The organism is Streptomyces sp. CY-1 (assembly GCF_047218265.1).
In the GTDB taxonomy this organism is placed as follows: domain Bacteria; phylum Actinomycetota; class Actinomycetes; order Streptomycetales; family Streptomycetaceae; genus Streptomyces; species Streptomyces niphimycinicus.
In genome coordinates this window covers 1,119,248-1,140,145 of sequence record NZ_CP178393.1, presented here as the reverse complement: position 1 = coordinate 1,140,145, position 20,898 = coordinate 1,119,248, and the positions used below count along the sequence as shown (strand labels likewise).

The window sequence follows — 20,898 nt, the reverse complement described above, 5'->3', positions numbered from 1 at the left end:
GCCAGGGGCGGGCGGCGGTGGTCGGCGCGTAGGGAAAGGGGCCGCGTGCGCCGACGGCGGACCTCAGACGCCGAGCCGGCCACCGGTCAGCCGTGCGAGCGGGCTGCGGCGACGCGCGGCGCGCCTGCGCAGGACCAACGCGGTGGCGCCCGCCACGGCGGCCCCCGCACCGGCGACGGCTGCCTGGACCTTGCGCGCCTTCAGCGCCATCCAGGCCGAACCGGCCGCCGCGGCGGCCTTCTTGGGGGCCTCGGCCGCCACCGTACGCCCGGTGGCCACGGCCTTCTCGGCCGCCACATGAGCCTTGTCGGTGGCGACATGAGCGGTGTGCGCGGCGGTTGTCGCGGCGCTCGCGGCGGCGGTCTTCGCCGTGGTCTCCGCCTCGCCCGCGGTGTCCTTGGCCCGTGCCGTGGTCTCCTTGGCCTTGGTCGTGGTGGCCTTCGCGTGCGCGTTGGCGCTCCTGACACTTGTGTGTGCGTTCTTCTTCTCGGTCATGTCCACCGCGTTACCACTGCGCCCGACAGCAAACCCGGGGCGCGGGGCCGTCGGCGCGTCCAGGGCGCCGCCTTGGCTCATTCGGTGCCCGGGCCGCGCCGCTGCTGGAGCAGCACGAAACCTCCGGCCAGGGCGACCAGACAGACGCCGATGATTACTCCCACGGCGGGCCACGGGGACCCGTCGTCCGAGGTCGCCGCCTTCGAGGACGACTCTCCGTCCGAGTCCGGCACGTGGCTCTCCGGTCGCGGGGAGGCCGAGTGCGAGGCGGACGGGGCGGCGCCGACAGCCACGGGCTCGAACTTCACTAGCGGGGTGGGATTCTCCGGCTCCGACTCGAACGTCAGTGTCACGTTCTTCGCCAGGGTGTGCGAGTCGGAGGCGGACACCCTGGCGTGGGCCAGGGCGGGGGAGGCCATGGCGAGGACGAGCGTCGCCGCGGCGATGGCCGGCGCGCCGAATCGCCGCGTCCGCGGGCGGGACGGCAGATGATGTGCGTTCACGGTATCTCTCCTCGTCAGGGGGACACCCGAGCCCTCCGCACCCGAGACGGGGTGCGTTCATCAGGTGCGCCACCCTCCCGATACGTACGGCCCGGACACGATGTTCACCGTGTCCGGGCAGGGAAACCAAAGCGTCCGCGTTCCAGCGCGTGGTCAGGCGGCGGCCATGTCGAGGGCCGTTCCGTACAGCCGGGACACCCGGATCCTGATCACCACCCGCCGGTCCGCCACGAGCTGCTCCAGGAAGGCCACTTCGTCGTGTGGATCGGCGAAGCCGGGCGTCATGGACAGCAGTTCCCGCCCGACCGCGTCCCCGGGGACGGCCGTCACCTCCGATACCTCAGCCTCGCCTTCGGCGACGGCGAACGACCAGCCGTCCGGCGCGCCCACGTGTACGGCGGCATGGGGATCGCGCCGTAGCTGACGCACCTTGAGCCGGTCGGCGGTCGAGGAGATGCGCAGCACCCGCTCTTCGGGGCTCCAGTGGTGGACCACGGTGGACAGATGGGGATGGCCGCTGCGCTTGACCGTCGCGAGCACGCCGAACCGCTGGTCCCCCAGCATCAGTGACAGTTCGTCCTCGGTGAGCACCCGGGGCGCGGGTCCGGCCCCTGGTTTCGTCCCGGCGCCGTTCGTCGGGCTCGTGGTCTCGGTGTCGGTCGTCGCCATGAGGGCGCACCTTTCGATCGGAAGGGGGGAGAAGGGTCAGACGGTGGTGACGGGAGCGGCGGACGGGTTGGCCTTCCGTGGTGCGGGGCGCTTCGGCGCGGGGCCTCGCAGCACGGTGAACGCCACCGCGAAGGCCGTCACGATGAGTCCCGCTCCGACGGCGAAGGCCAGGTGGTAGCCACCGGTCAGCGCCTCGGCCCGGCCCTTGCCCCGGGCGAGCAGCGCGTCCGTGCGGGAGGCCGCCAGGGTGGACAGCACCGCGACGCCCAGCGCCATGCCGATCTGCTGAGTGGTGTTGAAGAGCCCGGAGACGAGCCCGGCCTCGTCCTCCCTCGCACCGGACATCCCGAGGCTGGTCAGCGCGGGGAGGGCCAGCCCGAAACCGGCGGCGAGCAGCATGACCGGGAGGAGGTCGGGGAGGTACCGGGCGTGCACGGGGACGCGGATGAGCAGCCCGAGGACCCCGGCCAGCAGCACCAGCCCGGCCAGCAGCACCGCGCGGTCGCCGAAGCGGGCGCTGAGCCGCGCGGAGACGCCGAGTGACACCGCGCCGATGGCGAGGGCGGCCGGGAGCATGGCAAGACCGGTCCTGGTGGCGCCGTATCCCAGGACGTTCCGCAGATAGAGGGCGACGAGGATCTGGAACGAGAAGAGCGCCGCCACCATCAGGACCTGGACGAGATTGGCCCCGGCGACACCGCGTGACCGCAGGATCCGCAGGGGCAGCAGCGGGGTGCGGGCGGTGGCCTGCCGGACCAGGAACAGGGCGAGCAGGAGGAGCGAGAGGGCGCCGAGGCCGAGCGTATGCGCCGCCGTCCAGCCGTAGTCCGCCACCTTGACGACGGTGTAGATGCCCAGCATCAGCCCGGCCGTGACGAGCAGGGCGCCGAGGACATCGGCGCCGGCCGCGAGACCGGGCCCGCGGTCGGCGGGCAGGGCGGGTATGGCGACCGCGAGGGTCAGCAGTCCGATCGGCAGATTGATCAGGAAGATCCAGTGCCAACTGAGCGCGTCGGTGAGAAGGCCCCCGAGCACCTGGCCGATCGAGGCTCCGGCGGCGCCGGTGAAGCTGAACACGGCGATGGCCTTCGCGCGTTCGGCGGATTCGGTGAAGAGCGTGACGAGAATGCCCAGGCTGACCGCCGACGCCAGCGCGCTGCCGACCCCCTGTAGAAACCGGGCGGCGATCAGCGCCGCGGGGGAGGTGGCCACGGCCGCCAGGAGCGAGGCCGCGGTGAACACCGCGGTGCCGGCCAGGAACATGCGCTTGCGGCCGATGAGATCGCCGATGCGGCCCGCGAGCAGCAGCAGACCGCCGAACGCGATCAGATAGGCGTTGACGACCCAGCTCAGCCCGGCGGGGGAGAACCGCAGATCGCCCTGGATGGCGGGCATGGCCACGGTCACGATGCTGCCGTCGAGGATGACCATCAGCATCCCGGTGGCGATGACCCCGAGGGCCAGTTGGCGGGATGGGGCGACGTGGGAAGCGGGCGGGCCGGACGCGGTGGCGGACATGCGGTCACTCCTGTCGGTAGACGCGACAGGAGTGACCGTAGCAGATGGTTTTGTTGCAGACTATTTGTTTGGGTCCTACCCCCAGTGGCGGGCGTGCCTCTGGGGCGGTGCTACTTCTCGCTCTGGCGCGCCCGCCGGGCCGGGCGGGGGCTTTCGGCGGGTGCGGCCAGATGCCCCTCGGTCAGCCGGGTCAAGGCCCTTAGCAGGGCGGCGCGTTGGGTCTCGGGGAGCGTCGCCAGCGCCTCCCGGTGAACGCGGTCCACGATGTTCTGGCTCCGCTTGGCGATCCGCGCGCCCTCCTCCGTCACCGCGATGATCCGGGCCCGGCGATCCCGGGTCGAGGCGCGCCGCTCCGCGAGGCCCGACTTCTCCAGGGCGTCCACCGTCACCACCATCGTGGTCTTGTCCATGTCGCCGATCTCGGCGAGCTGTGCCTGGGTGCGCTCCTCCTCCAGGGCGTGGACCAGGACGCAGTGCATCCGTGCCGTCAGCCCGATCTCGGCGAGCGCGGCCGACATCTGGGTGCGCAGGACATGGCTGGTGTGGTCGAGGAGGAAGGACAGGTCCGGTTCGTTCTGGGCGGGCGCCATCGCGGTCATATGGCCCAGGGTAACAATTCGATCCGTACTGGATTATCCGGAACAGTCCTTACCCGGGCGGGGTCAGCCGTTGCGGTAGAGGGTGGTGAGCAGCTCGATCGCGGTTTGGGTGGCGGGGTGCGGGTCGTCCCGCCACCAGGCGAGGCGTACCGCGATCGGCTCGGCGTCGCGGACCGGCCGGTAGGCGATTCCGGGCCTCGGGTACTGGTTGGCGGTGGACTCCGCCGTCATGCCGACGCAGCGGCCCGCGGAGATCACCGTGAGCCAGTCCTCCACGTCATGGGTCTCCTCCGTGGCCGGACGTGAGTCGGGCGGCCACAGCTCCGCGGTGGTGGTCCCGGTCCGCCGGTCGACCAGCAGAGTGCGTCCGCTGAGGTCGGCCAGGCGGACCGAGCGGCGCCTGGCGAGGGGGTCGTCGGCGGCCACGGCGCACAGCCGCCGCTCCAGCCCGACGATGGCGGAGTCGAAGCGGCGCTCGTCGAGGGCCCTGCGCACGACGGCCAGGTCACAGACGCCCTCCGCCAGCCCGGCGGTGGCGGAATGCACACGGACGAGATGCAGATCCGTCTCCGGGTACGCCTGGGCCCAGCGGCGCTGGAAGGCGGGGGTGTGGCGGCCGAGCGCGGACCAGGCGTAACCGATCCGCAGATGGGCGTGGCCCGATATGGCCTCCCGGATCAGACCGTCCACCTCGGCCAGCACCCGCCGGGCGTGTGCCACCACGCGCAGCCCGGTGCCCGTCGGGGTCACCTCGCGGGAGGTACGCCGCAACAGCCGTGTCCCCAGGGCGCGTTCGAGCGAGGCCAGGGTCCGGGACACGGCCGCCTGGGAGACGCCGAGCGCGATGGCGGCGTCGGTGAAGGTGCCCTCGTCGACGATCGCCACGAGGCAGCGCAGTTGCCGCAGCTCCACATCCATACGTCCAGCGTATAGATAAGGCGCAGAACGCATTATGTGCATGCGTGGTCCCGGCGCACGATCGACGCATGCGACCAGCTCCCGCGTCACGTATCGCCGCCGCACGATCGACGGGAACCGCACACCGGATCCCATCGACCCCCGCCGACTCCGCCCCGGGCTCCGGCCTGGATTCGGTCCCCGGCCTGGATTCGGGCCCGGGTCCGAGCCAGGGCCCGGACCCGGATCAGCAGCCGACCGCGCGTCGGTTCGCCGGTGTGGCCACGATGATCGGCAGCGGTCTGTCCAACCAGACCGGCGCCGCGATCGGATCCCACGCCTTCCCCGTCCTCGGCCCGATCGGGGTCGTGGCCGTCCGCCAGTACGTGGCCGCGATCGTCCTGCTGGCCGTCGGCAGGCCCCGGCTGCGGAGCTTCACCTGGTGGCAGTGGCGGCCGGTGGTGGCTCTTGCCGTGGTGTTCGGCACCATGAATCTCTCCCTGTACACCGCCATCGACCGCATCGGCCTCGGGCTGGCGGTGACGCTGGAGTTTCTCGGCCCGCTGTGCATCGCGCTGGCCGCCTCACGGCGCCGGGCGGACGCGTGCTGTGCGCTGGTCGCGGCCGCCGCCGTGGTGACGCTGATGCGCCCGCGGCCCTCGGCCGACTACCTGGGCATGGGGCTGGGGCTGCTGGCCGCCGTGTGCTGGGCGTCGTACATCCTGCTCAACCGCACTGTCGGCCGACGGGTCCCCGGCGCCCAGGGGTCGGCGGCGGCCGCGGGGCTCTCCGCCCTGATGTTCCTGCCGGTCGGGATCGCCGTCGCGGTCCATCAGCCGCCGACCGCGAGCGCCGTGGCGTACGCCGTCACCGCGGGCGTTCTCTCCTCGGCCGTGCCGTACCTCGCGGACCTGTTCACCCTGCGCCGTGTGTCCGCCCAGGCGTTCGGGCTCTTCATGAGCGTCAACCCCGTCCTCGCCGCCCTGGTCGGCTGGGTCGGCCTGGGGCAGAACCTGGGCTGGACGGAGTGGACGAGCATAGGCGCCATCGTCGCGGCCAACACACTGAGCATCCTCACCCGGCGCGGCTGAAGGACCGCGTACCGCCGCGGACGGCCGGTGCGCGACACCGCTGCCGGTCGCGCCCCGGCGGGCCCGGCGCCACCGTTCACAGCACCGTGTTCGGGTGCGGGTGGAGGCACAGCTCCACCCGGGGTGGACCTGTGGGTTGACGTGTGCGGCGGTGGCTCCGGCCGAGCATGGCGGCATGGATATCAAGGACTGGCTGATCGATATCGCCCTCGTGGGCATGGTGCTGCTGCAACTGCGTGGCCGACGGTTGACGGCGAAGACGCTGCTGCTCCCGGTGGGGATCGTCGGATGGGCGGCGACGAAGTACCTGCACGAGATCCCGACGTCGGGCAACGATCTCCTGCTGATCGCGGCCACGACGCTGATCGGGCTCGCTCTGGGCGCGGGGGCCGGGGCGCTGACCCGGGTATACCACAACGACGCCGGTGAGGTCATCGCGCGCGCCACGGCCATGGCGGCCGTGCTGTGGGTGGTGGGCTGCGGCTTCCGCATGGCCTTCCAGCTTTTCGCCACGCAGGGCGGCGACGAAACGATCGGCCGCTTCTCGAGCGACTACCACCTCGATCCGACGGCCTGGGCCCCGGCGATTCTCCTGATGGCGCTCGCCGAGGTGCTCTCACGCACCGCCATCGTGGCCTGGCGCGGACGGGAGGCGCTCCTCGGATCGGGCCGAGGCCGACTGGGCGTCCGGTGAGCGACGGGCCGTGGGGTGAGCGGTGGCCCCCGGGGCTGGGCAGGACATGGGCACGGCATGCTGGTCCGATGAGTACTGGTGATCTGCGGTCGGGCCCCGGCGCAGTGTCCGGCCGGTTGGACGGCAACGAGCCGACCGCGGAATGGGCCGTGGGCCTGCTCGCCCTGGGCGGCTTGATCTACGGGGCGGTGCGGGCGACACATCCCGGCCTCGACGCCCGTGGCCTGGTCGCGCTGGTGGTCACCGTGGGCTTGGGCCTGGGCTGGATCGGCTGGCTGGTGGGCATGCGCAGAGGCCGGCCGACGGTCGGTGTGTGCGCGGTGGCACTGGTGGCGGTCTGTGGCGGGGTGGCGGGGGCGTGGGCCCCGTTCGGTGCGGTGGTCGTGGGGGTGGCCGCGATGTGCGCCGTCATGCTGGCGGGGCTGCTCCCCGCCACGGCCCTGGCCGGCCTCGGTATCGCTGCCGGCGCCGTCGCCCTCGCCGTCGACGGATGGGACGTCGCGAAGCTCGCCGCCGTGGGGGTGGCCGCGCTGCTCGGCCTGCTGCTGGGCGTCGTACGCCGCCAGCGCCGGGAACGGCTGCGATCCGAGACCGAGCTGGCGGTGGCGCGGGAACGCGGCGCCGTCGAGCACGAGCGCGCCGAGCTGTTCGCCGAACGCAACCGGATCGCCCGGGAGGTGCACGACGTGCTGGCCCATACGCTGTCGGCGCTGTCGGTGCAGATCACCGCTCTTGAGTCCATCGTCGAGGACGGCGCCGGCACCGACGAGGTGCGGGCCGCGATCGGCCGGTCCCGCCGTCTGGTCGTCGAGGGCCTGGACGAGACCCGCCGCGCGGTGCGGGCGCTGCGCGAGGAGCCGGTCGCCCTCGATGAACAGCTCACCGCCCTCGCCACGGGCGAAGGCGCCGACTTCCGGATCACCGGCGCCGTACGGCCGCTGCCACCGGCGGCCGGAATAGCCCTGCTGCGGGTCGCCCAGGAAGCACTCACCAACACGCGCAAGCACGCACCGGGTGCCGCCGTCACCGTCAGCCTCGCCTTCGGGGAGTCGTCCACCCGGCTGACGGTCACCAATGCGGCGACGGTACGATCTGGCGTCGATCCGGCCGGGGAGCTTGCCGAGACCGGCGGGGGCTTCGGCCTCACCGGCATGCGCGAGCGCGTGGAACTGCTCGGCGGCACACTCGACGCAGGTCCCGAAGAGGCGGGTCCCGAGGACGCGGGCCCCAAGGCGGCTGGTCTCAAGGGCGCTGGTCTCAAGGACGCTGGTCCCAGAGCCGGTGGCTGGAGTGTGGAAGCGGAGGTCCCGGCGTGAAGGTGATCATCGTGGACGACCAGACCATCGTCCGCGACGGACTGGTCACCATCTGCGAGCGGCTGCCCGACGTCGAGGTGGTCGCCGCCGTCGGCGACGGTCGGCAGGCCCTGGCCGCGGTCGCCGAGCATTCCCCGGACGTGGTGCTGATGGACCTGCGCATGCCGCACATGTATGGCATCGAAGCCACGCGGCACATCACCATGGACCATCCCGGGACACATGTCGTCGTGCTGACCACCTTCATCGACGACGAGTCGATCAACGCGGCGCTCACCGCCGGTGCACTGGGCTACCTCACCAAGGAAGCCGGGCGCGAGGACGTCGATCGGGCACTGCGGGCGGCCGCCCGTGGGCAGGCCCTTCTGGACCCCGCCGTACACGCCCGCCTCGTCGCACTCGCCCGGCAGCAGCCCGCCGCCGGGTCGGGGGAGCTGCCCGCCGGGCTGACCGCACGCGAGGCCGAAGTGCTCATCTGTATGGCCAAGGGTCTGTCCAACCGCGAGATCGCCCGATCGCTGTTCGTCAGCGAAGCCACCGTCAAAACCCACGTCAACCGCGTCTTCGCCAAAACCGGCAGCCGTGACCGCGGCCAGGCCATCGTCTGGGCGCACCGGCATGGACTCGGCTGAGCCCAGGCCCTGCCGGTGCGCCCAGGACACCGCTCACTCCGCGGCTGCGAACAACGCCTCCGCGTCGGCGATCGCCTCGGCCAGGGCGGCGGGCTCCGGCCGCAGCCCTGCCACGATCGTGTCGATGCCGCGCAGGCCCGCCCGCTGGAGGAGGCGTTTCTCATTGGTGGCCCACTCACCGCGCGCCGCCAGCACCGCGTGCGCCGTCTCCAGGGCGGCGGTCGCCACCGCCCCCGCCACCTCGGTGGCCTGGCCACGTCCGGCGTACGCGGCCGAGGCGTACCGCAGTGTCAGGGCCGCGCGCCCGCGCCACACCGGGGGCGCCGCCTCGCGCAGCGCCTCCGGGTACTCGGGGCGCGGCAGGGTGCCCCGCAGCACCTGGTTGACGGCGAGTTCGGCCACCACCAGATAGCTGGGGATGCCCGCGAGGTGGAACATCAGCGGCTCCCAGCGGAAGCGGCCTTGCCGCGACTCGGCGAGTTCGTGTTCCACCACCTCCAGATCGCGGTAGTGGACGTCCACGCGCCGTCCGTCGATCGTCAGCCAGGCGCCCCCGTTGAAGACACCACCGCCCCACTCGCCGATCTCGGAGACCTCGCCCTGCCAGCCGACGGCCCGCAGATCGGCCGGGTCGAATCCGCCCCGGTAGTACACGGCCAGGTCCCAGTCGCTCTCCGGGGTGTGGGTGCCCTGCGCACGCGAGCCCCCGAGGGTGACGGCCCGTACGGCGGGCAGGGCGGCGAGCCGCTCGGCGACCTCGTCCAGAAACATGTCATCGGCCAGGTCGGTCATTTCATGCATGTCGGTCATACGGTTCCGATCGTGTGAAGTGGATGACGGGTGCCGCGGGCACACCGACCGGACGCCGGAGCACAGGCTCGGACGGCGTTCACGCGGATCGCGATCGGTGTGCCGGGTCATCACTTCATGACGCCGACCTTACCGCCCCCGCCGGGACCTGAGCCCGGCGCGCCGGAACACCGACGGATGGCGGGGCGGGCGGCCCGGGCCAGGGGCGCTTCAGCCCTTCACCAGGCCCAGGCGGAACAGGCTCTCCGCGGTGTCGAGGATGGTCGTCACCGGGTCGCGCGGGGTCCAGCCGAAGACGGTACGCGCCTTCTCGGTGCGCAGGACCGGTACCTTCTCCGCCTGCCCGGCAGCTTCCCGCAGCGCCGGATCACAGCGGGCGGCCTCCCGCAGCTCTTCGTCGCTCACCTCATGCCTGGGTACCCGGGCGGCGCGCTCTCCTAGGTGCTCGGCCAGTACCCGGGCGATCCACAGAAAGCTGACGGCCCGTTCGCCGCTGGCGAGGAAGCGCTGCCCGGCCGCTGCGGGATGGGTCATGGCCAGCAGATGGAGGTCGGCGACATCGCGTACGTCCACCATGCCGAAGTGCATACGAGGGGTGGCCTCCATCGCCCCCTCCAGCATCGCCTTCACGAGCTCCGTCGAGGCGGACAGCCGGGGGCCGAGGGTCGGACCGAAGATGCCGCTCGGATTGATCACCGTCAGTTCCAGGCCGTCTCCCTCCTTCGCCACGAAGTCCCAGGCGGCCAGCTCCGCGATGGTCTTCGACCGGATGTAGGGCGGGTTGTCGTCCGCGGGGTCGGTCCAGTCGCTCTCGTCGTATGTGTCACCGTCCTTGGGGCTGTATCCCACGGCGGCGAACGAGGACGTCATCACGACCCTGCGCACACCGTGGTCCCGTGCGGCCCGCAGCACACGCAGGGTGCCGTCCCGTGCCGGGACGATCAGCTCGTCCTCGTTCTCCGGCTGGACGGAGGGGAACGGCGACGCGACATGCAGGACGTGGGTGCACCCCGCCACCGCGTCGTCCCAGCCGTCGTCCGCGGTCAGGTCGGCGCCGACGATGTCGAGCCGCCCGTCCGGATCGACGCCGGAGGCCGCGATGGCCGACCGGACGCTCGCGGCGGCGCTCGCCGCCCGGCCATCCGAACGGACCGTGGTGCGCACCCGATGGCCGCTTCGCAGCAGGCCGCTGATCACATGGGTGCCGACATAGCCATTGCCGCCGGTCACCAGGACGAGTTCGCCACCACCGGCGTCGGTCTCGGTGTCGGCGTTGGTGTCAGCGGACACGGGGACAGTCTTGCCTTCCATGAATTCCTTGCATCCTCTCCCGAACGCACTTCTCACAGCGCGTCGATGACGCCCGTGATCTCGTCGATCGCCCGGCGCTCCGCATCGGCGTCGGCGCGCTCCCGCGCGTCCCACATCTCCGCCTTGAGTCGCAGATAGCGCAGGCGGACCTCCATGAGCGCCATCTCCCGCTCCAGGCGCTCCGCGTTGTGCCGGAAGAGGTCGCGCAGCGGAGCGGCGCCCTGCGTGCCCTCGTCGAGGTGGCGGAGGTAGGCGCGCATGTCCTGCACGCTCATGCCGGTCGATCTCAGACATCCCAGCGCCTTGATCGTCTCCACCACGGTGGGGTGGTAGCGCCGGTGGCCACTGTCCCGGTCGCGGTCCACCGCGGGGATCAGGCCGATCTTCTCGTAGTAGCGCAGCGTCGGCTCCGAGAGGCCGCTCAGTCTCGACACCTGTTGGATGGTCATCGGGGAGCCCCGGACCTCTGTCCCTGTCGTTGTCATATGTCGAGCATCCGACACTTGAAGCGCTTGAGGTCAAGTGTGATCGACAGGCCGTCCCACAAGCACCCGGCCGGTGGCTACCGGGACGTCCCGGGCGTGGCGACGGCGGACGGGGGAGTGGGCGCTTCGGGGCGACGTCCGGGCGTGGCGATGGGGATGTCGCGCATGAGGAGCAGCGCCCCGAGGGCGAGGAGCCCGGCGGCACATCCGCTCCAGGCGATGGTGGAGCCGATGGCCGCCGCGGTGGGCGCGGTCGTGCCGGAGTGGCCGATCAGGGACTGGGCACAGGCCAGGCCGACCGTGCCACCGAGCTGCTTGGTGAGGGCGGAACCCGCGGTGGCGGTGCCCATATCGGCACGCGGGACGGCGTTCTGGGTGGCGATGGTGAGCCCGCCCATGGCCGGTCCGGTGCCGAGCCCGACGAGCAGCAGCGGAACGGACGTCAGCGCGAGCGGTGTGGTGGCCCTCAGGGCGACGAAGGCGGCGGTGCCGACGGTGAGCAGCCCCGCTCCGGTCAGCAGGACCGGTTTGACGTGACCGCTGCGCAGCACGGTGGCGGCGGTGAGCCGGTTGCCCAGGGTCATGCCGATGAGCAGGGGGAGCAGCAGCAGACCGGAGGCGGTGGCCGAGTGGCCGCGGATGTGCTGGAAGTACAGCGGCAGGAAGATCCCCACCGGCAGGGCGGCGACCTGGAAGAAGAAGCCGGCGGTCAGCAGGGCCGTGTAGGGGCGGTGCCGGAACAGCCGCAGGGGCAGGACGGGGACGGCGGCCCGCCGCTCGACCGGTACGAGCGAGGCGAGCAGCGCCAGACCGCCGAGCAGACAGCCCATGACGGCCGGGTCCGTCCAGGAGGGCGCGTGCCCCGCGGTCGCGTTGCCTTTGAGACTGAGGCCGGTCAGCGCGAGGGAGAGCCCGGCGGCGAGGAGGAGGATCCCCGCCGCGTCGAGCCGTCCGGGCGGCGGGGTGGTGGGACGGCGGTCGGGCAGGGCCAGGGCGATGACGGTGATGGCGGCCAGCCCGAGGGGGAGGTTGAGCCAGAACGCCCAGCGCCAGCCGACATGATCGGTGAGCAGCCCGCCGAGGAGCGGCCCACCGACCATGCCCATGATCATCATGGTGGCCATCGCCGTCTGCATGCGGATCAGGCCCTGCGGGCGGGACGGTGGGTGGAGGTCGCGGACCAGGGCCATGCCGAGGGTCAGCAAGGCTCCGGCGCCCAGGCCCTGGAGCGCGCGGGAGAGGATCAGGGCCGGCATGGAGGCGGACAGACCGCAGGCGATGGAGCCGATCAGAAAGATGGTGAGCCCGCCGATCAGCAGCCGGCGCCGGCCGTAGAGGTCGGAGAAGCGGCCGTAGACCGGCACGCTGACGGAGGAGGTCAGCAGATAGGCGGTGACGAGCCAGACGTACCAGGCGTCCCCTCCGCCGATCTGCTCGACGATGCGGGGCAGCGCGGTGCCGACCACGGTGCCGTCCAGCATGGCCAGGAAGGCGCAGCCCAGCAGGGCGACGGTGACCAGGGTCCGGCGGCGGGGCGGGAGTTCCTCGTACGCGTCGGGTCCGGTCACCTGGCCTCCCCGGACGCCGCGAGTGCGCCGTGCAGGAAGAGGTCCACGACTTCCTCGGTGGTCAACGGGTCGGGGGCGCCGAGCCGTCCGGCCGACATCAGCGTCAACTGGAAGGCGTCCGCGAGCCGTTCCGGGGCGAGCCGCAGGCGGTCGCGGTCGGGCTCGAACAGCGCGGCCAGCGCGGCGCGCGGCCGGGCCAGGCTCGCCTCGCGGTCCGGGAGGCGCCCGTCCTTACCGGGCTTGGGGGCGGCGCGCTCCAGCCGCCCGGCCGCCGCGAGCGCTCCGGCGACCGCGCCGATGCGCGCCATGTGCCCGCGCACCACATCGGTCGCCTCGGCGAGCCGGTCCGCCAGCGGCTGGTCCAGGGCGATCGACTCCAGATGGGCCACGGTGTCATCGGGCCGCACGGCCTCGGCCATACAGGCCGCGAGCAGGGCGTCCTTGTCCTCGAAGACGCGGAAGATGGTGCCTTCCCCGATGCCCGCGGCCCGGGCGATCTTCGCCGTCGTCACGGAGGCGCCGTATTCGACGACGAGGGGGAGCGCGGCGGCGACGATCATCGCGCGGCGCTGGTCGGGATCCATGGCCGGCGCACGGCGCCGGGGCGGGGTGGAGGAGTTCTCTGCCATGCCGGTACCGTACGGAGTGAGTACTCACTCCGTCAATGCGGCGAGTCACGAGAGGGGGAGTGCCTGCGGGCGGTGGGATTCCGGATTCCGGATTCCGGCGGACGGCGCCGCCGTCAGCGCGCGGCGAGCAGGGTGCGGCGCAGGGCGCGGCCCGCCTCGGACGGGGGATGGTTGCGTGAGGCGGCGAGGCCGAGGCCGTGCAGTGGCGGTGGGTCGGCGAGATCTACCACCGGGAGCGCCACCCCATCGGCCGCCGGGTCCTGCGCCAGAGCGGCGCCATGATGCGCGCCGTCACCCTCGGGCCGCGCCCGGCGCGCTGGCTGCGCCACCACCTGGCCCCGGCCGTGCTGAGCGTCGGCCGGGCACGCGACACGATCGCCGGAGGCTTCTCCGGCGTCACCCTGCGCTACCCGAGCGACCGGCGCAGGCACGCGCTGGTGGGCACCCGGGCCACCGAAGTCCCCCTTGCCGAGGGCCGGTTGACCGAGCTACAGCGGGCCGGTGGCTTTCTGCTGATCCGCGAAAAGGGCGCGCCGCGCATCGACACCGCGATGGCCCAGGCCCAGCGCACCGACCCCGGTCCCGCCCTGCTCGTCCGACTCGACGGCTATATCGCGTGGGCGGGACCCGACGTCCGTACGAACGGTCCCGACGGCTGGCACACCGCGTGGCGGGCCTGGACCGGCCCGTCGGCCGAAGCGGTGCGCGCCCGGCGCTGAGCGGGGTGTGCGGAGATGCCATCGGCGCCGGGCGGGCGGCCCGGCGCCGATGGCCTCATCCGTTGATGTGCTGCCGACACCTTCCAACGGAGTGTCGCCGCTCCTGCGGCATCACCTTCCGGGCCCGATCACACCAGCCGCCACAGGTGGTCATCGGTTCCGTTGTCGTCGTACTGCACCACCTGGGCGCTGTTGGCGGTGGACATGCCGTCGACTCCCAGCACCTTCCGGCTGTTCTTGTTGAGGACGCGGAACCAGCCGTCGCCGTTGTCCACCTTCCTCCAGAGGTGATCGGCCGTGCCGTTGTCCTCGTACTGGACGACGATGGCGCTGTTGGCGGTCGACATCCGGTCGACGCCCAGGACCTTGCCGCTGTGGCCGTTGCGGATCAGGAACCAGCCGTCGCCCCGGTCGATCCACTGCCAGGCGTGGTCTCCCGTCGGCGTGTTGTCGAACTGCACCACGCGGGCGCTGTTGGCCGTGGACATCTCGTCGACCGCCAGCACCTTGCCGCTGTGCTTGTTCCGCAGACGGCGGAAGGGCGGCTCCGGGGTCCATGCCCGGCCGTCCGGCGAGGCCGTGGGAAAGCAGGTGATGCGCAGCCGGGCGGCGCCCATGGGGATGAGGGTGACCGTCTCGGCCGCTGTGTCGGCCCGGGCCGGGCTCTGCTGGAGCGGGGTGACCACCTGCTCGTCGTCGGAGAGCCACTCGGGGATGCGACGCGCCTGGGCGGTCATGCGGACCGGGGTGCCCTCGTGGGTGAAGGGATTGGCTGCGAGCGGACCGTCGTCTCGGGTGAGGACGGGCAGGGCTCCGGGGGTGAGGCCGTAGTTCCACGGCGTGGTGGCGTGCACTTCGTATTCGGGAAAGGCGTCGGTACCGGCGTAGCGCACGAAGTCCTCGCCGATGCGCAGGGAGTACGTCAGCGGGCCGTGGCCGACGCTGACCGCGCCGTGCTGCCCCGACCAGGTCCGCAGGGTGGTGCGCTGCGGCAGGCGGATCGTCACCACATCGCCGTCCGTCCAGCTCCGGTCGACCTTGACGAACGCCGGGCCACCGCTTGCGGCCACCGCCCGGCCGTTGACCTCGATGCTCGGGTTCTCGCACCAGCCGGGGACGCGCAGATGGAGCGGGAAGGCCACCTTCTCGCGGGTGGACAGGGTGAGCCTGATGGTCTCGTCGAACGGGTAGTCGGTGTCCTCGGTGAAGGTGACCGTCGTGCCGTCGGCCACCTTCGCGCTCACCTGGCACGCGGCGTAAAGGGACGCGGCGAGCCCCTTGTCGGGAGTGGCCAGCCACAGCTCCTCGGCGAAGTACGGCCAGCCCATACCGTAGTTGTGCGGGCAGCAGCGGTACTGATCGACCCCCGGCTGGTACGACTGCATCGCGAAGCCGTTCTGGAACTGCCCCTGGGACTTCACCGCGTTGTTCAGATCGATGCTGTTGGCGCTGGTGATGTAGTGGGTGCCGGTGCCCTGGGGGTCGAGGGCGGCGGGCAGCATATTGAAGGCCAGGTCCTCGCAGCGGTCCGCCCAGACCGGGTCGCCGGTGATCCGGGTCAGCAGCTCATGGCTGGCCATGAACTCGACGATGCCGCAGGTCTCGAACCCCTGCCGGGGGTCTGTGAAACCCGGGCGGTAGTTCTCGTCACCGGCGATGCCACCGCCCGGGAACTGGCCGTATGCGCCGAGCACCGAAGCGTAGGTGCGGTAGGTCGCCTGTCTGAGCTCGGCGGAGCCGGTCACCTGCGCGTACTGGGCGGGCTCGCGGAAGCCCTGGGCGATATTGACGTTGTGCGGGCTCGGGACGTTGTCGACCCAATTGGCGCCGTACGTATGCATCTTGCGGACGAGGTCGAGGAGGAACGCCTCGCCGGTGCGGCGGTACAGCCACATCGCGGTGTCGATCCCGTCCCCCCAGCGGTAGGAGACCCAGCTCGAGTCGAAGGCGCCCGGTCCCTGGGCGTTCATGAAGCTCAGGAAGCGGGTCAGGAAGGGGACGACACGCTGGTCGCCGGTGAACTCCTCATGGGTGCGCAGGGCCATGAGGAGGGGGAGGAACGGCCAGAAGTCGGGGCCGCCGTTCAGCTTTGTCCGCAGCGAGCGCGGCCCGAAGAAGCCGTCGCTCTGCTGGGTGGCGAGGATGGCGTCGATCCACTTACGGGAGTTCGTGAGCGCCGCCTGGTCACGGGTGGCCACGGCCAGCGGGACATAGCCACGCAGCCAGTAGGGCACCTCCTCCCAGCCGTCCCGGTCCGGATGGGTCCACCCGGTGGTGCTGACGTCGAGGAAGTGCGAGCGCTCCTCGTACCGGCCGCAGAGTCCATGGAGTTGGAGACGCAACTGTTCGGCCAGCCATCCGCGCGGGGTGATGCTCCCGGACGGGAGCCGGTCGAAGGCGTCGGCCAGCGGGGCCCTCGGCCGCTGGGCCGGGGAGGCCACGGCGGCCGGGGCCAGGTGGGCGGCGAGCGCGGGGGCACCGAGGGTGAGGGCGCTGGTGCGGAGGAAGCGACGTCGGTCGAGGGGCATCGTGCGGCTCCTGTCGGTGGGGTGCCGAGGAAGTGCCGAGGGGGGGGCTGGGAAGACGTGCCTGACATCGTTGTCGCGCATCACAGCACGCCACTGGCGCCCTGTCCAGGTGCACGACAAGCCAGGAGTACGACCCTGACCCGGTGGGGCTCTATGCTGAGCGTGATGTCCGCACCCCAGGGCCCCACCTTCCGTGAGCTCGTCGTCCAGGCGCTGTCCTCCGTCGAGCACGGCTACGACCTGCTGGCCCCGAAGTTCGACCACACCGGGTACCGGACCCCGGCGTCGGTGCTGGACTCGGTGACCGGCGCCCTGCGCGGGCTCGGGCCCTTCGACAGCGGCCTCGACGTGTGCTGCGGAACCGGCGCGGGCATGGGCGTGCTGCGGCAGGTGTGCCGGGAGCGGATCACCGGCGTCGACTTCAGCGCGGGCATGCTGGCCGAGGGCCGGGACGGTACGCCGGTGGCGCCGGACGCACCGCGCACCGACTGGGTACGCGCCGATGTGCGCGCCCTTCCGTTCGGGCCGGTCTTCGACCTGGCCGTGAGCTTCGGGGCCTTCGGCCACTTCCTGCCGCACGAGCTGCCGGGGCTCTTCGCCCAGGTCCACTCCGTGCTCCGCCCGGGTGGCCGGTTCGCGTTCCCGATCGGGGCACCGGCCCGCCCGGGATCCCGGCAGTACTGGGAACTTCTGGCGTTCGACACCGCGATGCGGGTGCGCAACGCGGTATGGCGGCCGCGCTTTGTGATGTACTACCGGACCTTCCGGCTCACGGAGGTGCGGGAAGAGCTGCTCCGGGCCGGGTTCGAGGTCGAGCTGCGGGCACTGGAAGAACTCGGCCGACGGGCCGACGGCAGCCCGCGCTGCCGACTGGTCGTGGCCACCCGGCCGGTCTGAGCGCCCTGTTGGCCACCGGCCGCCGTGAGCGTGGCCCACGCGTACGCGGCGATCGCGGAGACATGGCGGCAACCCGAGCGGCGGTGGCGGCGACCTGTGACTGACAACTTGTCAGCCACTCAAGGGAGTTCACAGTGCGCTCACTCCTTGCGCGCCTGGCCACCGTGCTGGCCGCCCTGGCCGCGCTGGTCGCCGCGCCCGGTGTCGCGACGGCCGCCCCGTCGCGGGTCGCCGACGACTGGAACCCGCCCGCCAACCTGGTGCAGCCGCTGGGCGAGGTGTGGAACCACGTCGAGTCGACTTATCCGGATCTCTACGGCTTCCGCAACTACGGCTGGGACCAGGTCATGGCCGACAGGGGAAGCGTCAACTACTGCGTCCGCTGGGAGTCCGACGCCCCCGTCAGCGCCGCGCTGCGCGACCGGATCCACGCCGCGGTGAAGAAGCAGTACGCCAAGTGGATGGCGGCCATGGTGGAGAACGGCAAGGGACACGACGCCTGGCCCTACACCAACGTCCCGGTCAACATCGTCGGCTGGGCCGTGAAGAACCGCTCGACACTCCAGTGGACCGACAACTCGGTCGACGTCTACGCCGGGAACCTCGACAGCGGCGGCGCCCCGCAGTGCTCACCCGACTGCGGGCGCTTCTTCCACCAGGACGGCAACTACTCGCGTTGCCCGGGCGGTGCGGCCCGCCACTACGACCAGTCGCTGTGGCTGACGAAGGGCTTCCAGGGCGGTGCCGGCGGGGACTGGGGCCAGCGCGTGGGGCAGGAGTACTTCACCGGTGCGCTGAACCAGGAGAACATCCACATCTACCTGCATGAAGTCGGCCACACCTTCGGCCTCGACGACTTCTACGACTGGACGCCGACCGGACAGTGCTGCTTCCTGATGAAGGCGGGAAGCGCCACGCAGATCACGGAGTTCGACACGTGGATGCTCCGTGACTTCTGGCGCCATCTGAAGAGCCGCTACGGCCTCTGAGCGGACCGTGTCCGCACCCGCTCACCCATGACCCCTGGCATGACCCCGGCCTCGTCATCCGAGCCGTACCCGGGCCTTCGGCGGCGTCCCCTGCCCGGCCGGGCAGGGGACATCCGCCCGTTCAGTCGTCACATTCGCCGCGCCAGGTGAGGCTGGTCAGGGTGGCCTTGTCCCCGATGATCAACTTGTAGTCGCCGGGGCCGGGGTTGAAGTGGAGGCACCTGCCAAACGTCTGTCCGTTGAAGACCCAGGTGGCCTGGATGTGATCGTGGCCCGGCTGACGGGTGCCGTTGTTGAAGATCGTGCTGCCGACGATGCCGGTCGGGTGGGAGCCCCTCCAGTTGCCGGCGCTCTTGATCACGGCCGGTCCGTCGGTGCTCGTATTGCTGTCGAACACGAAGACGTTCCCCGGGGGACAGTTGGGCGGGCTGGGCTCCGCCGACGCCGTGGGCGCGCCGGCGAGCACGGCGACGAGGGCCGCGGACAGGGCTGCCGTGACGGCGATGCGCTGGTGCATGGTGTTCCTCCCGGCTTCCGCTGGGGGCGCCCTCCTGGGCGCCCCTTCCGTCGACAGGGCACCACGAACCGGCGGGGGTGCCGTCCGTCGTGACCTCAGGCTCGGGCCCCCACCCGGGCCATCGACATCACCGGCTGACCCGGACGGCGCCGATTTCGGCGTGATCGGCCTTTACGCGGCGTCGTAGCCGGGGAGGGCCAGCGCCGAGTGTGCCTTCCGGCCCGTGGTGTTGAGCACGGGGGACGGGTCGCGCAGCGCCTCGTTGCGCCGTGCCAGGTCCTCGGGGGTACGGGGAGACAGGCCCGCGCTCCCTTCGGTGGCGAGTGCCTGGTTCATCTCCACGAACGACCGCACGGTGCGCTCGTACCTCTCGTAGGCGTCGGCGTGGCCGGGGGCCGTGGCCAGCTCGCCGGCGAGGACGTACGCGCCGACCAGCGCCAGGCTCGAGCCCTGGCCGGAGAGGAACGACGGCGCGTAGGCGGCGTCGCCGACCAGGGCGACCCGGCCGGTGGACCACCGTGGCATGTGGATCTGACTGACCACGTCGAAGAAGAGGTCGTCGCTGTCGCGCATGGCGGCGACCATGCGCGGGATCTCCCATGCGTATCCGGCGAACGTCCCGGCCACGAGGTCGCGCTGGGCGGCGGGGTCGCGGAAGGCGTCGAGGGGCGGGTCGGGGCGCAGGAAGCTGAGGAAGGCGTGCACCCGGTCGCCGTCGCGGGGTGCGTAGAGGACGGCGGTCCTGCCCGGCACGTTCCAGGTGAGCCCCTCGTGGGCGAGCCCGAGGTGGTTGGGCATGGTGAATCCGGCGAAGCTGTGGCCGAGATAGCGGTGGTAGGGCTCCTCGGGGCCGAAGGCCAGACTCCTGGTGTGCGAGTGGATGCCGTCGGCGCCGATGACCAGGTCGAAGGTGCGCCGGGCTCCGCCATGGAAGGTCACGTCCACACCGCCGTCGTGGTCGTGAAGGGTGGCGATGGAGTCGTTGAAGAGGAGTTCGACGTCGTCGCGGATCGCGCCGTAGAGGATCTCGGCCAGCTCTCCGCGGGGGATTTCGAGGTCATGGCCTTCCTTGCCGCCGGAGATGGCTTCGGGCCGCAGGGCGGCTATCGGACGGCCTTCCGCGTCGACGAAGGAGATCCGGCGGACGGCGACGTGGGCGTCCTGGAGCCGGGGGAGCACCCCCATGCGCCGGACGACCTCGACCGCGGTGCCACGGATGTCGATGGGGTAGCCGCCACCGCGTAGTGCGGCCGCCTTCTCGACGAGTGTGACCGCGAAGCCGTACCGGTGGAGCCAGTAGGCCAGCGCGGGGCCGGCGATGCTGGCTCCGGAGACCAGGATCGTGCGCTTCGGCGCGGTGTTCATGCCGCCCATGGGCACTCCTCTCCGGCCCTCCTACGGGGAGGGCCTGGCGCATACCTAACTCAGGTATCCTTTTTATTGACGTGAAAGGGCCCTGGATGCGGGGCCGATGGGATGACTATATACCTAACTTAGGTAGATGTGGAGGGCGGGCATGACCACCGAGGAACCGGAGGCCGGGCAGGGCGGCGACGGTGAACACGACCTGCTGGCCATGCTGCCCCGTTTGACGCAGCTCAGCGGTGCCGTGAACCGGGGCCGCCTACCCGAGCGCGCCATGGAGGTCGCCGGGCTATCCGTGGACCGGCCCGCGATGTCGGTGCTGATCTCTCTGCACATGGCGGGCGGTCCACTACGGGTGGGGGAGATCGCCGCACGGATGCAGGTCGTCGGACCCCATGTCACCCGGCAGGTGAACGAGCTGGCGCGGCGCGGACTGGTTCACCGGGTCACCGATCCGGACGATCAGCGCGCTCGGCTCATCGAGGCGACCGCCGAGGGAGCGGCGGCGACCGACCGCTATATACGGACCGTCCTCGGCTGGTTCGGCGACGCCCTCGCGGGCTGGAGCCCGCACGACCGCGAGGTCTTCGGCCGGCTTCTGGGACGCTTCGTCGACGACCTCACCGCCCATCTGGACTCCCTCGACGATGACCGGCCCGCCTGAGC

At 71.6% G+C, this 20,898-nt stretch carries 22 protein-coding genes; 8 read left to right on the top strand and 14 right to left on the bottom strand.

The features are described 5' to 3' along the window. Positions 1 to 63 precede the first annotated feature (63 nt). The 6 genes from ACK1X7_RS04800 to ACK1X7_RS04775 all read right to left on the bottom strand — a co-directional run bounded on the left by ACK1X7_RS04800 (position 64) and on the right by ACK1X7_RS04775 (position 4,702). A complete protein-coding gene (locus ACK1X7_RS04800) occupies positions 64 to 495 on the bottom strand; it encodes a hypothetical protein (RefSeq protein WP_413114682.1) in 432 nt (143 codons plus the stop codon). Between the two features lie 77 nt (positions 496 to 572). Beyond that, on the bottom strand, positions 573 to 998 hold the full coding sequence (locus ACK1X7_RS04795; protein ID WP_398161659.1) for a hypothetical protein: 426 nt from the start codon (positions 996 to 998) through the stop codon (positions 573 to 575). 153 nt (positions 999 to 1,151) lie between these two features. Further along, positions 1,152 to 1,667 carry a pyridoxamine 5'-phosphate oxidase family protein gene (locus ACK1X7_RS04790; protein ID WP_385152245.1) on the bottom strand — a complete coding sequence of 172 codons (516 nt, stop codon included), beginning with the start codon at positions 1,665 to 1,667 and terminating at the stop codon, positions 1,152 to 1,154. A 36-nt stretch (positions 1,668 to 1,703) separates the two neighbouring features. Beyond that, positions 1,704 to 3,185: an MFS transporter gene (locus ACK1X7_RS04785; protein WP_413114681.1), complete on the bottom strand. Its 1,482-nt coding sequence runs from the start codon at positions 3,183 to 3,185 to the stop codon at positions 1,704 to 1,706. Between the two features lie 110 nt (positions 3,186 to 3,295). Then, positions 3,296 to 3,784 carry a MarR family winged helix-turn-helix transcriptional regulator gene (locus ACK1X7_RS04780; RefSeq protein WP_390795583.1) on the bottom strand — a complete coding sequence of 163 codons (489 nt, stop codon included), beginning with the start codon at positions 3,782 to 3,784 and terminating at the stop codon, positions 3,296 to 3,298. Between the two features lie 63 nt (positions 3,785 to 3,847). After that, a complete protein-coding gene (locus ACK1X7_RS04775) occupies positions 3,848 to 4,702 on the bottom strand; it encodes a LysR family transcriptional regulator (RefSeq protein WP_014058429.1) in 855 nt (284 codons plus the stop codon). A gap of 68 nt (positions 4,703 to 4,770) precedes the next feature. On the opposite strand from ACK1X7_RS04775, the gene ACK1X7_RS04770 reads away from it, so the two are divergent. The 4 genes from ACK1X7_RS04770 (at position 4,771) to ACK1X7_RS04755 (ending at position 8,414) form a co-directional block, all read left to right on the top strand. Next, positions 4,771 to 5,772: an EamA family transporter gene (locus tag ACK1X7_RS04770; protein ID WP_390795582.1), complete on the top strand. Its 1,002-nt coding sequence runs from the start codon at positions 4,771 to 4,773 to the stop codon at positions 5,770 to 5,772. Positions 5,773 to 5,947: 175 nt separating this feature from the next. Continuing rightward, positions 5,948 to 6,466 (top strand): hypothetical protein, encoded by a 519-nt coding sequence (locus ACK1X7_RS04765; RefSeq protein WP_413114680.1) that lies wholly within the window; start codon positions 5,948 to 5,950, stop codon positions 6,464 to 6,466. Positions 6,467 to 6,534: 68 nt separating this feature from the next. Continuing rightward, positions 6,535 to 7,782, top strand: coding sequence for a sensor histidine kinase (locus tag ACK1X7_RS04760; protein WP_413114679.1), 1,248 nt, complete (start codon positions 6,535 to 6,537; stop codon positions 7,780 to 7,782). Further along, on the top strand, positions 7,779 to 8,414 hold the full coding sequence (locus ACK1X7_RS04755) for a response regulator (protein ID WP_413114678.1): 636 nt from the start codon (positions 7,779 to 7,781) through the stop codon (positions 8,412 to 8,414). The genes ACK1X7_RS04760 and ACK1X7_RS04755 overlap by 4 nt, the downstream gene beginning before the upstream one ends. A 33-nt stretch (positions 8,415 to 8,447) precedes the next feature. Here ACK1X7_RS04755 and ACK1X7_RS04750 read toward each other — a convergent pair whose 3' ends face one another. The 5 genes from ACK1X7_RS04750 to ACK1X7_RS04730 all read right to left on the bottom strand — a co-directional run bounded on the left by ACK1X7_RS04750 (position 8,448) and on the right by ACK1X7_RS04730 (position 13,217). Next, the gene (locus ACK1X7_RS04750) at positions 8,448 to 9,224 is read right to left on the bottom strand and encodes a nucleotidyltransferase domain-containing protein (RefSeq protein WP_390795579.1); all 777 of its coding nucleotides are present in this window, start codon (positions 9,222 to 9,224) and stop codon (positions 8,448 to 8,450) included. 210 nt (positions 9,225 to 9,434) lie between these two features. Then, positions 9,435 to 10,514: an NAD-dependent epimerase/dehydratase family protein gene (locus ACK1X7_RS04745; protein ID WP_385144803.1), complete on the bottom strand. Its 1,080-nt coding sequence runs from the start codon at positions 10,512 to 10,514 to the stop codon at positions 9,435 to 9,437. 53 nt (positions 10,515 to 10,567) lie between these two features. Beyond that, a complete protein-coding gene (locus ACK1X7_RS04740) occupies positions 10,568 to 10,984 on the bottom strand; it encodes a MerR family transcriptional regulator (RefSeq protein ID WP_390795577.1) in 417 nt (138 codons plus the stop codon). A 113-nt stretch (positions 10,985 to 11,097) separates the two neighbouring features. Next, positions 11,098 to 12,588, bottom strand: a complete 1,491-nt coding sequence (locus ACK1X7_RS04735; protein WP_385144807.1) for an MFS transporter — start codon at positions 12,586 to 12,588, stop codon at positions 11,098 to 11,100. Beyond that, entirely contained in the window at positions 12,585 to 13,217 is a 633-nt protein-coding gene (locus tag ACK1X7_RS04730; RefSeq protein WP_413114677.1) for a TetR/AcrR family transcriptional regulator, read from the bottom strand. The genes ACK1X7_RS04735 and ACK1X7_RS04730 overlap by 4 nt, the downstream gene beginning before the upstream one ends. Positions 13,218 to 13,414: 197 nt before the next feature. On the opposite strand from ACK1X7_RS04730, the gene ACK1X7_RS04725 reads away from it, so the two are divergent. Then, positions 13,415 to 13,936, top strand: coding sequence for a hypothetical protein (locus tag ACK1X7_RS04725; protein WP_413114676.1), 522 nt, complete (start codon positions 13,415 to 13,417; stop codon positions 13,934 to 13,936). A gap of 128 nt (positions 13,937 to 14,064) precedes the next feature. On the opposite strand, the gene ACK1X7_RS04720 is transcribed toward ACK1X7_RS04725, so the two are convergent. Next, entirely contained in the window at positions 14,065 to 16,464 is a 2,400-nt protein-coding gene (locus ACK1X7_RS04720; protein ID WP_413114675.1) for an RICIN domain-containing protein, read from the bottom strand. Between the two features lie 165 nt (positions 16,465 to 16,629). Here ACK1X7_RS04720 and ACK1X7_RS04715 point away from each other — a divergent pair, with 165 nt between their 5' ends. Both ACK1X7_RS04715 and ACK1X7_RS04710 read left to right on the top strand, forming a co-directional pair. Further along, positions 16,630 to 17,361, top strand: coding sequence for a class I SAM-dependent methyltransferase (locus ACK1X7_RS04715; RefSeq protein ID WP_413114674.1), 732 nt, complete (start codon positions 16,630 to 16,632; stop codon positions 17,359 to 17,361). Between the two features lie 134 nt (positions 17,362 to 17,495). Continuing rightward, positions 17,496 to 18,350 carry a hypothetical protein gene (locus tag ACK1X7_RS04710; RefSeq protein ID WP_413114673.1) on the top strand — a complete coding sequence of 285 codons (855 nt, stop codon included), beginning with the start codon at positions 17,496 to 17,498 and terminating at the stop codon, positions 18,348 to 18,350. Positions 18,351 to 18,471: 121 nt separating this feature from the next. Here ACK1X7_RS04710 and ACK1X7_RS04705 read toward each other — a convergent pair whose 3' ends face one another. After that, positions 18,472 to 18,867, bottom strand: coding sequence for a hypothetical protein (locus ACK1X7_RS04705; protein ID WP_390795574.1), 396 nt, complete (start codon positions 18,865 to 18,867; stop codon positions 18,472 to 18,474). A 171-nt stretch (positions 18,868 to 19,038) separates the two neighbouring features. Continuing rightward, the gene (locus ACK1X7_RS04700; RefSeq protein ID WP_385144843.1) at positions 19,039 to 20,232 is read right to left on the bottom strand and encodes an FAD-dependent monooxygenase; all 1,194 of its coding nucleotides are present in this window, start codon (positions 20,230 to 20,232) and stop codon (positions 19,039 to 19,041) included. 151 nt (positions 20,233 to 20,383) lie between these two features. Here ACK1X7_RS04700 and ACK1X7_RS04695 point away from each other — a divergent pair, with 151 nt between their 5' ends. Then, on the top strand, positions 20,384 to 20,896 hold the full coding sequence (locus ACK1X7_RS04695; protein WP_385144821.1) for a MarR family winged helix-turn-helix transcriptional regulator: 513 nt from the start codon (positions 20,384 to 20,386) through the stop codon (positions 20,894 to 20,896). Positions 20,897 to 20,898: the final 2 nt, after the last annotated feature.

What these genes read in the sequence shown, in the direction of transcription:
- ACK1X7_RS04800 (WP_413114682.1), bottom strand. Translation starts at nt 495, where the DNA reads ATGACCGAGAAGAAGAACGCACACACAAGTGTCAGGAGCGCCAACGCG.
- ACK1X7_RS04790 (WP_385152245.1), bottom strand. Translation starts at nt 1,667, where the DNA reads ATGGCGACGACCGACACCGAGACCACGAGCCCGACGAACGGCGCCGGG.
- ACK1X7_RS04785 (WP_413114681.1), bottom strand. Translation starts at nt 3,185, where the DNA reads ATGTCCGCCACCGCGTCCGGCCCGCCCGCTTCCCACGTCGCCCCATCC.
- ACK1X7_RS04780 (WP_390795583.1), bottom strand. Translation starts at nt 3,784, where the DNA reads ATGACCGCGATGGCGCCCGCCCAGAACGAACCGGACCTGTCCTTCCTC.
- ACK1X7_RS04775 (WP_014058429.1), bottom strand. Translation starts at nt 4,702, where the DNA reads ATGGATGTGGAGCTGCGGCAACTGCGCTGCCTCGTGGCGATCGTCGAC.
- ACK1X7_RS04770 (WP_390795582.1), top strand. Translation starts at nt 4,771, where the DNA reads ATGCGACCAGCTCCCGCGTCACGTATCGCCGCCGCACGATCGACGGGA.
- ACK1X7_RS04765 (WP_413114680.1), top strand. Translation starts at nt 5,948, where the DNA reads ATGGATATCAAGGACTGGCTGATCGATATCGCCCTCGTGGGCATGGTG.
- ACK1X7_RS04760 (WP_413114679.1), top strand. Translation starts at nt 6,535, where the DNA reads ATGAGTACTGGTGATCTGCGGTCGGGCCCCGGCGCAGTGTCCGGCCGG.
- ACK1X7_RS04750 (WP_390795579.1), bottom strand. Translation starts at nt 9,224, where the DNA reads ATGACCGACATGCATGAAATGACCGACCTGGCCGATGACATGTTTCTG.
- ACK1X7_RS04740 (WP_390795577.1), bottom strand. Translation starts at nt 10,984, where the DNA reads ATGACCATCCAACAGGTGTCGAGACTGAGCGGCCTCTCGGAGCCGACG.
- ACK1X7_RS04730 (WP_413114677.1), bottom strand. Translation starts at nt 13,217, where the DNA reads ATGGCAGAGAACTCCTCCACCCCGCCCCGGCGCCGTGCGCCGGCCATG.
- ACK1X7_RS04720 (WP_413114675.1), bottom strand. Translation starts at nt 16,464, where the DNA reads ATGCCCCTCGACCGACGTCGCTTCCTCCGCACCAGCGCCCTCACCCTC.
- ACK1X7_RS04715 (WP_413114674.1), top strand. Translation starts at nt 16,630, where the DNA reads ATGTCCGCACCCCAGGGCCCCACCTTCCGTGAGCTCGTCGTCCAGGCG.
- ACK1X7_RS04705 (WP_390795574.1), bottom strand. Translation starts at nt 18,867, where the DNA reads ATGCACCAGCGCATCGCCGTCACGGCAGCCCTGTCCGCGGCCCTCGTC.
- ACK1X7_RS04700 (WP_385144843.1), bottom strand. Translation starts at nt 20,232, where the DNA reads ATGAACACCGCGCCGAAGCGCACGATCCTGGTCTCCGGAGCCAGCATC.
- ACK1X7_RS04695 (WP_385144821.1), top strand. Translation starts at nt 20,384, where the DNA reads ATGACCACCGAGGAACCGGAGGCCGGGCAGGGCGGCGACGGTGAACAC.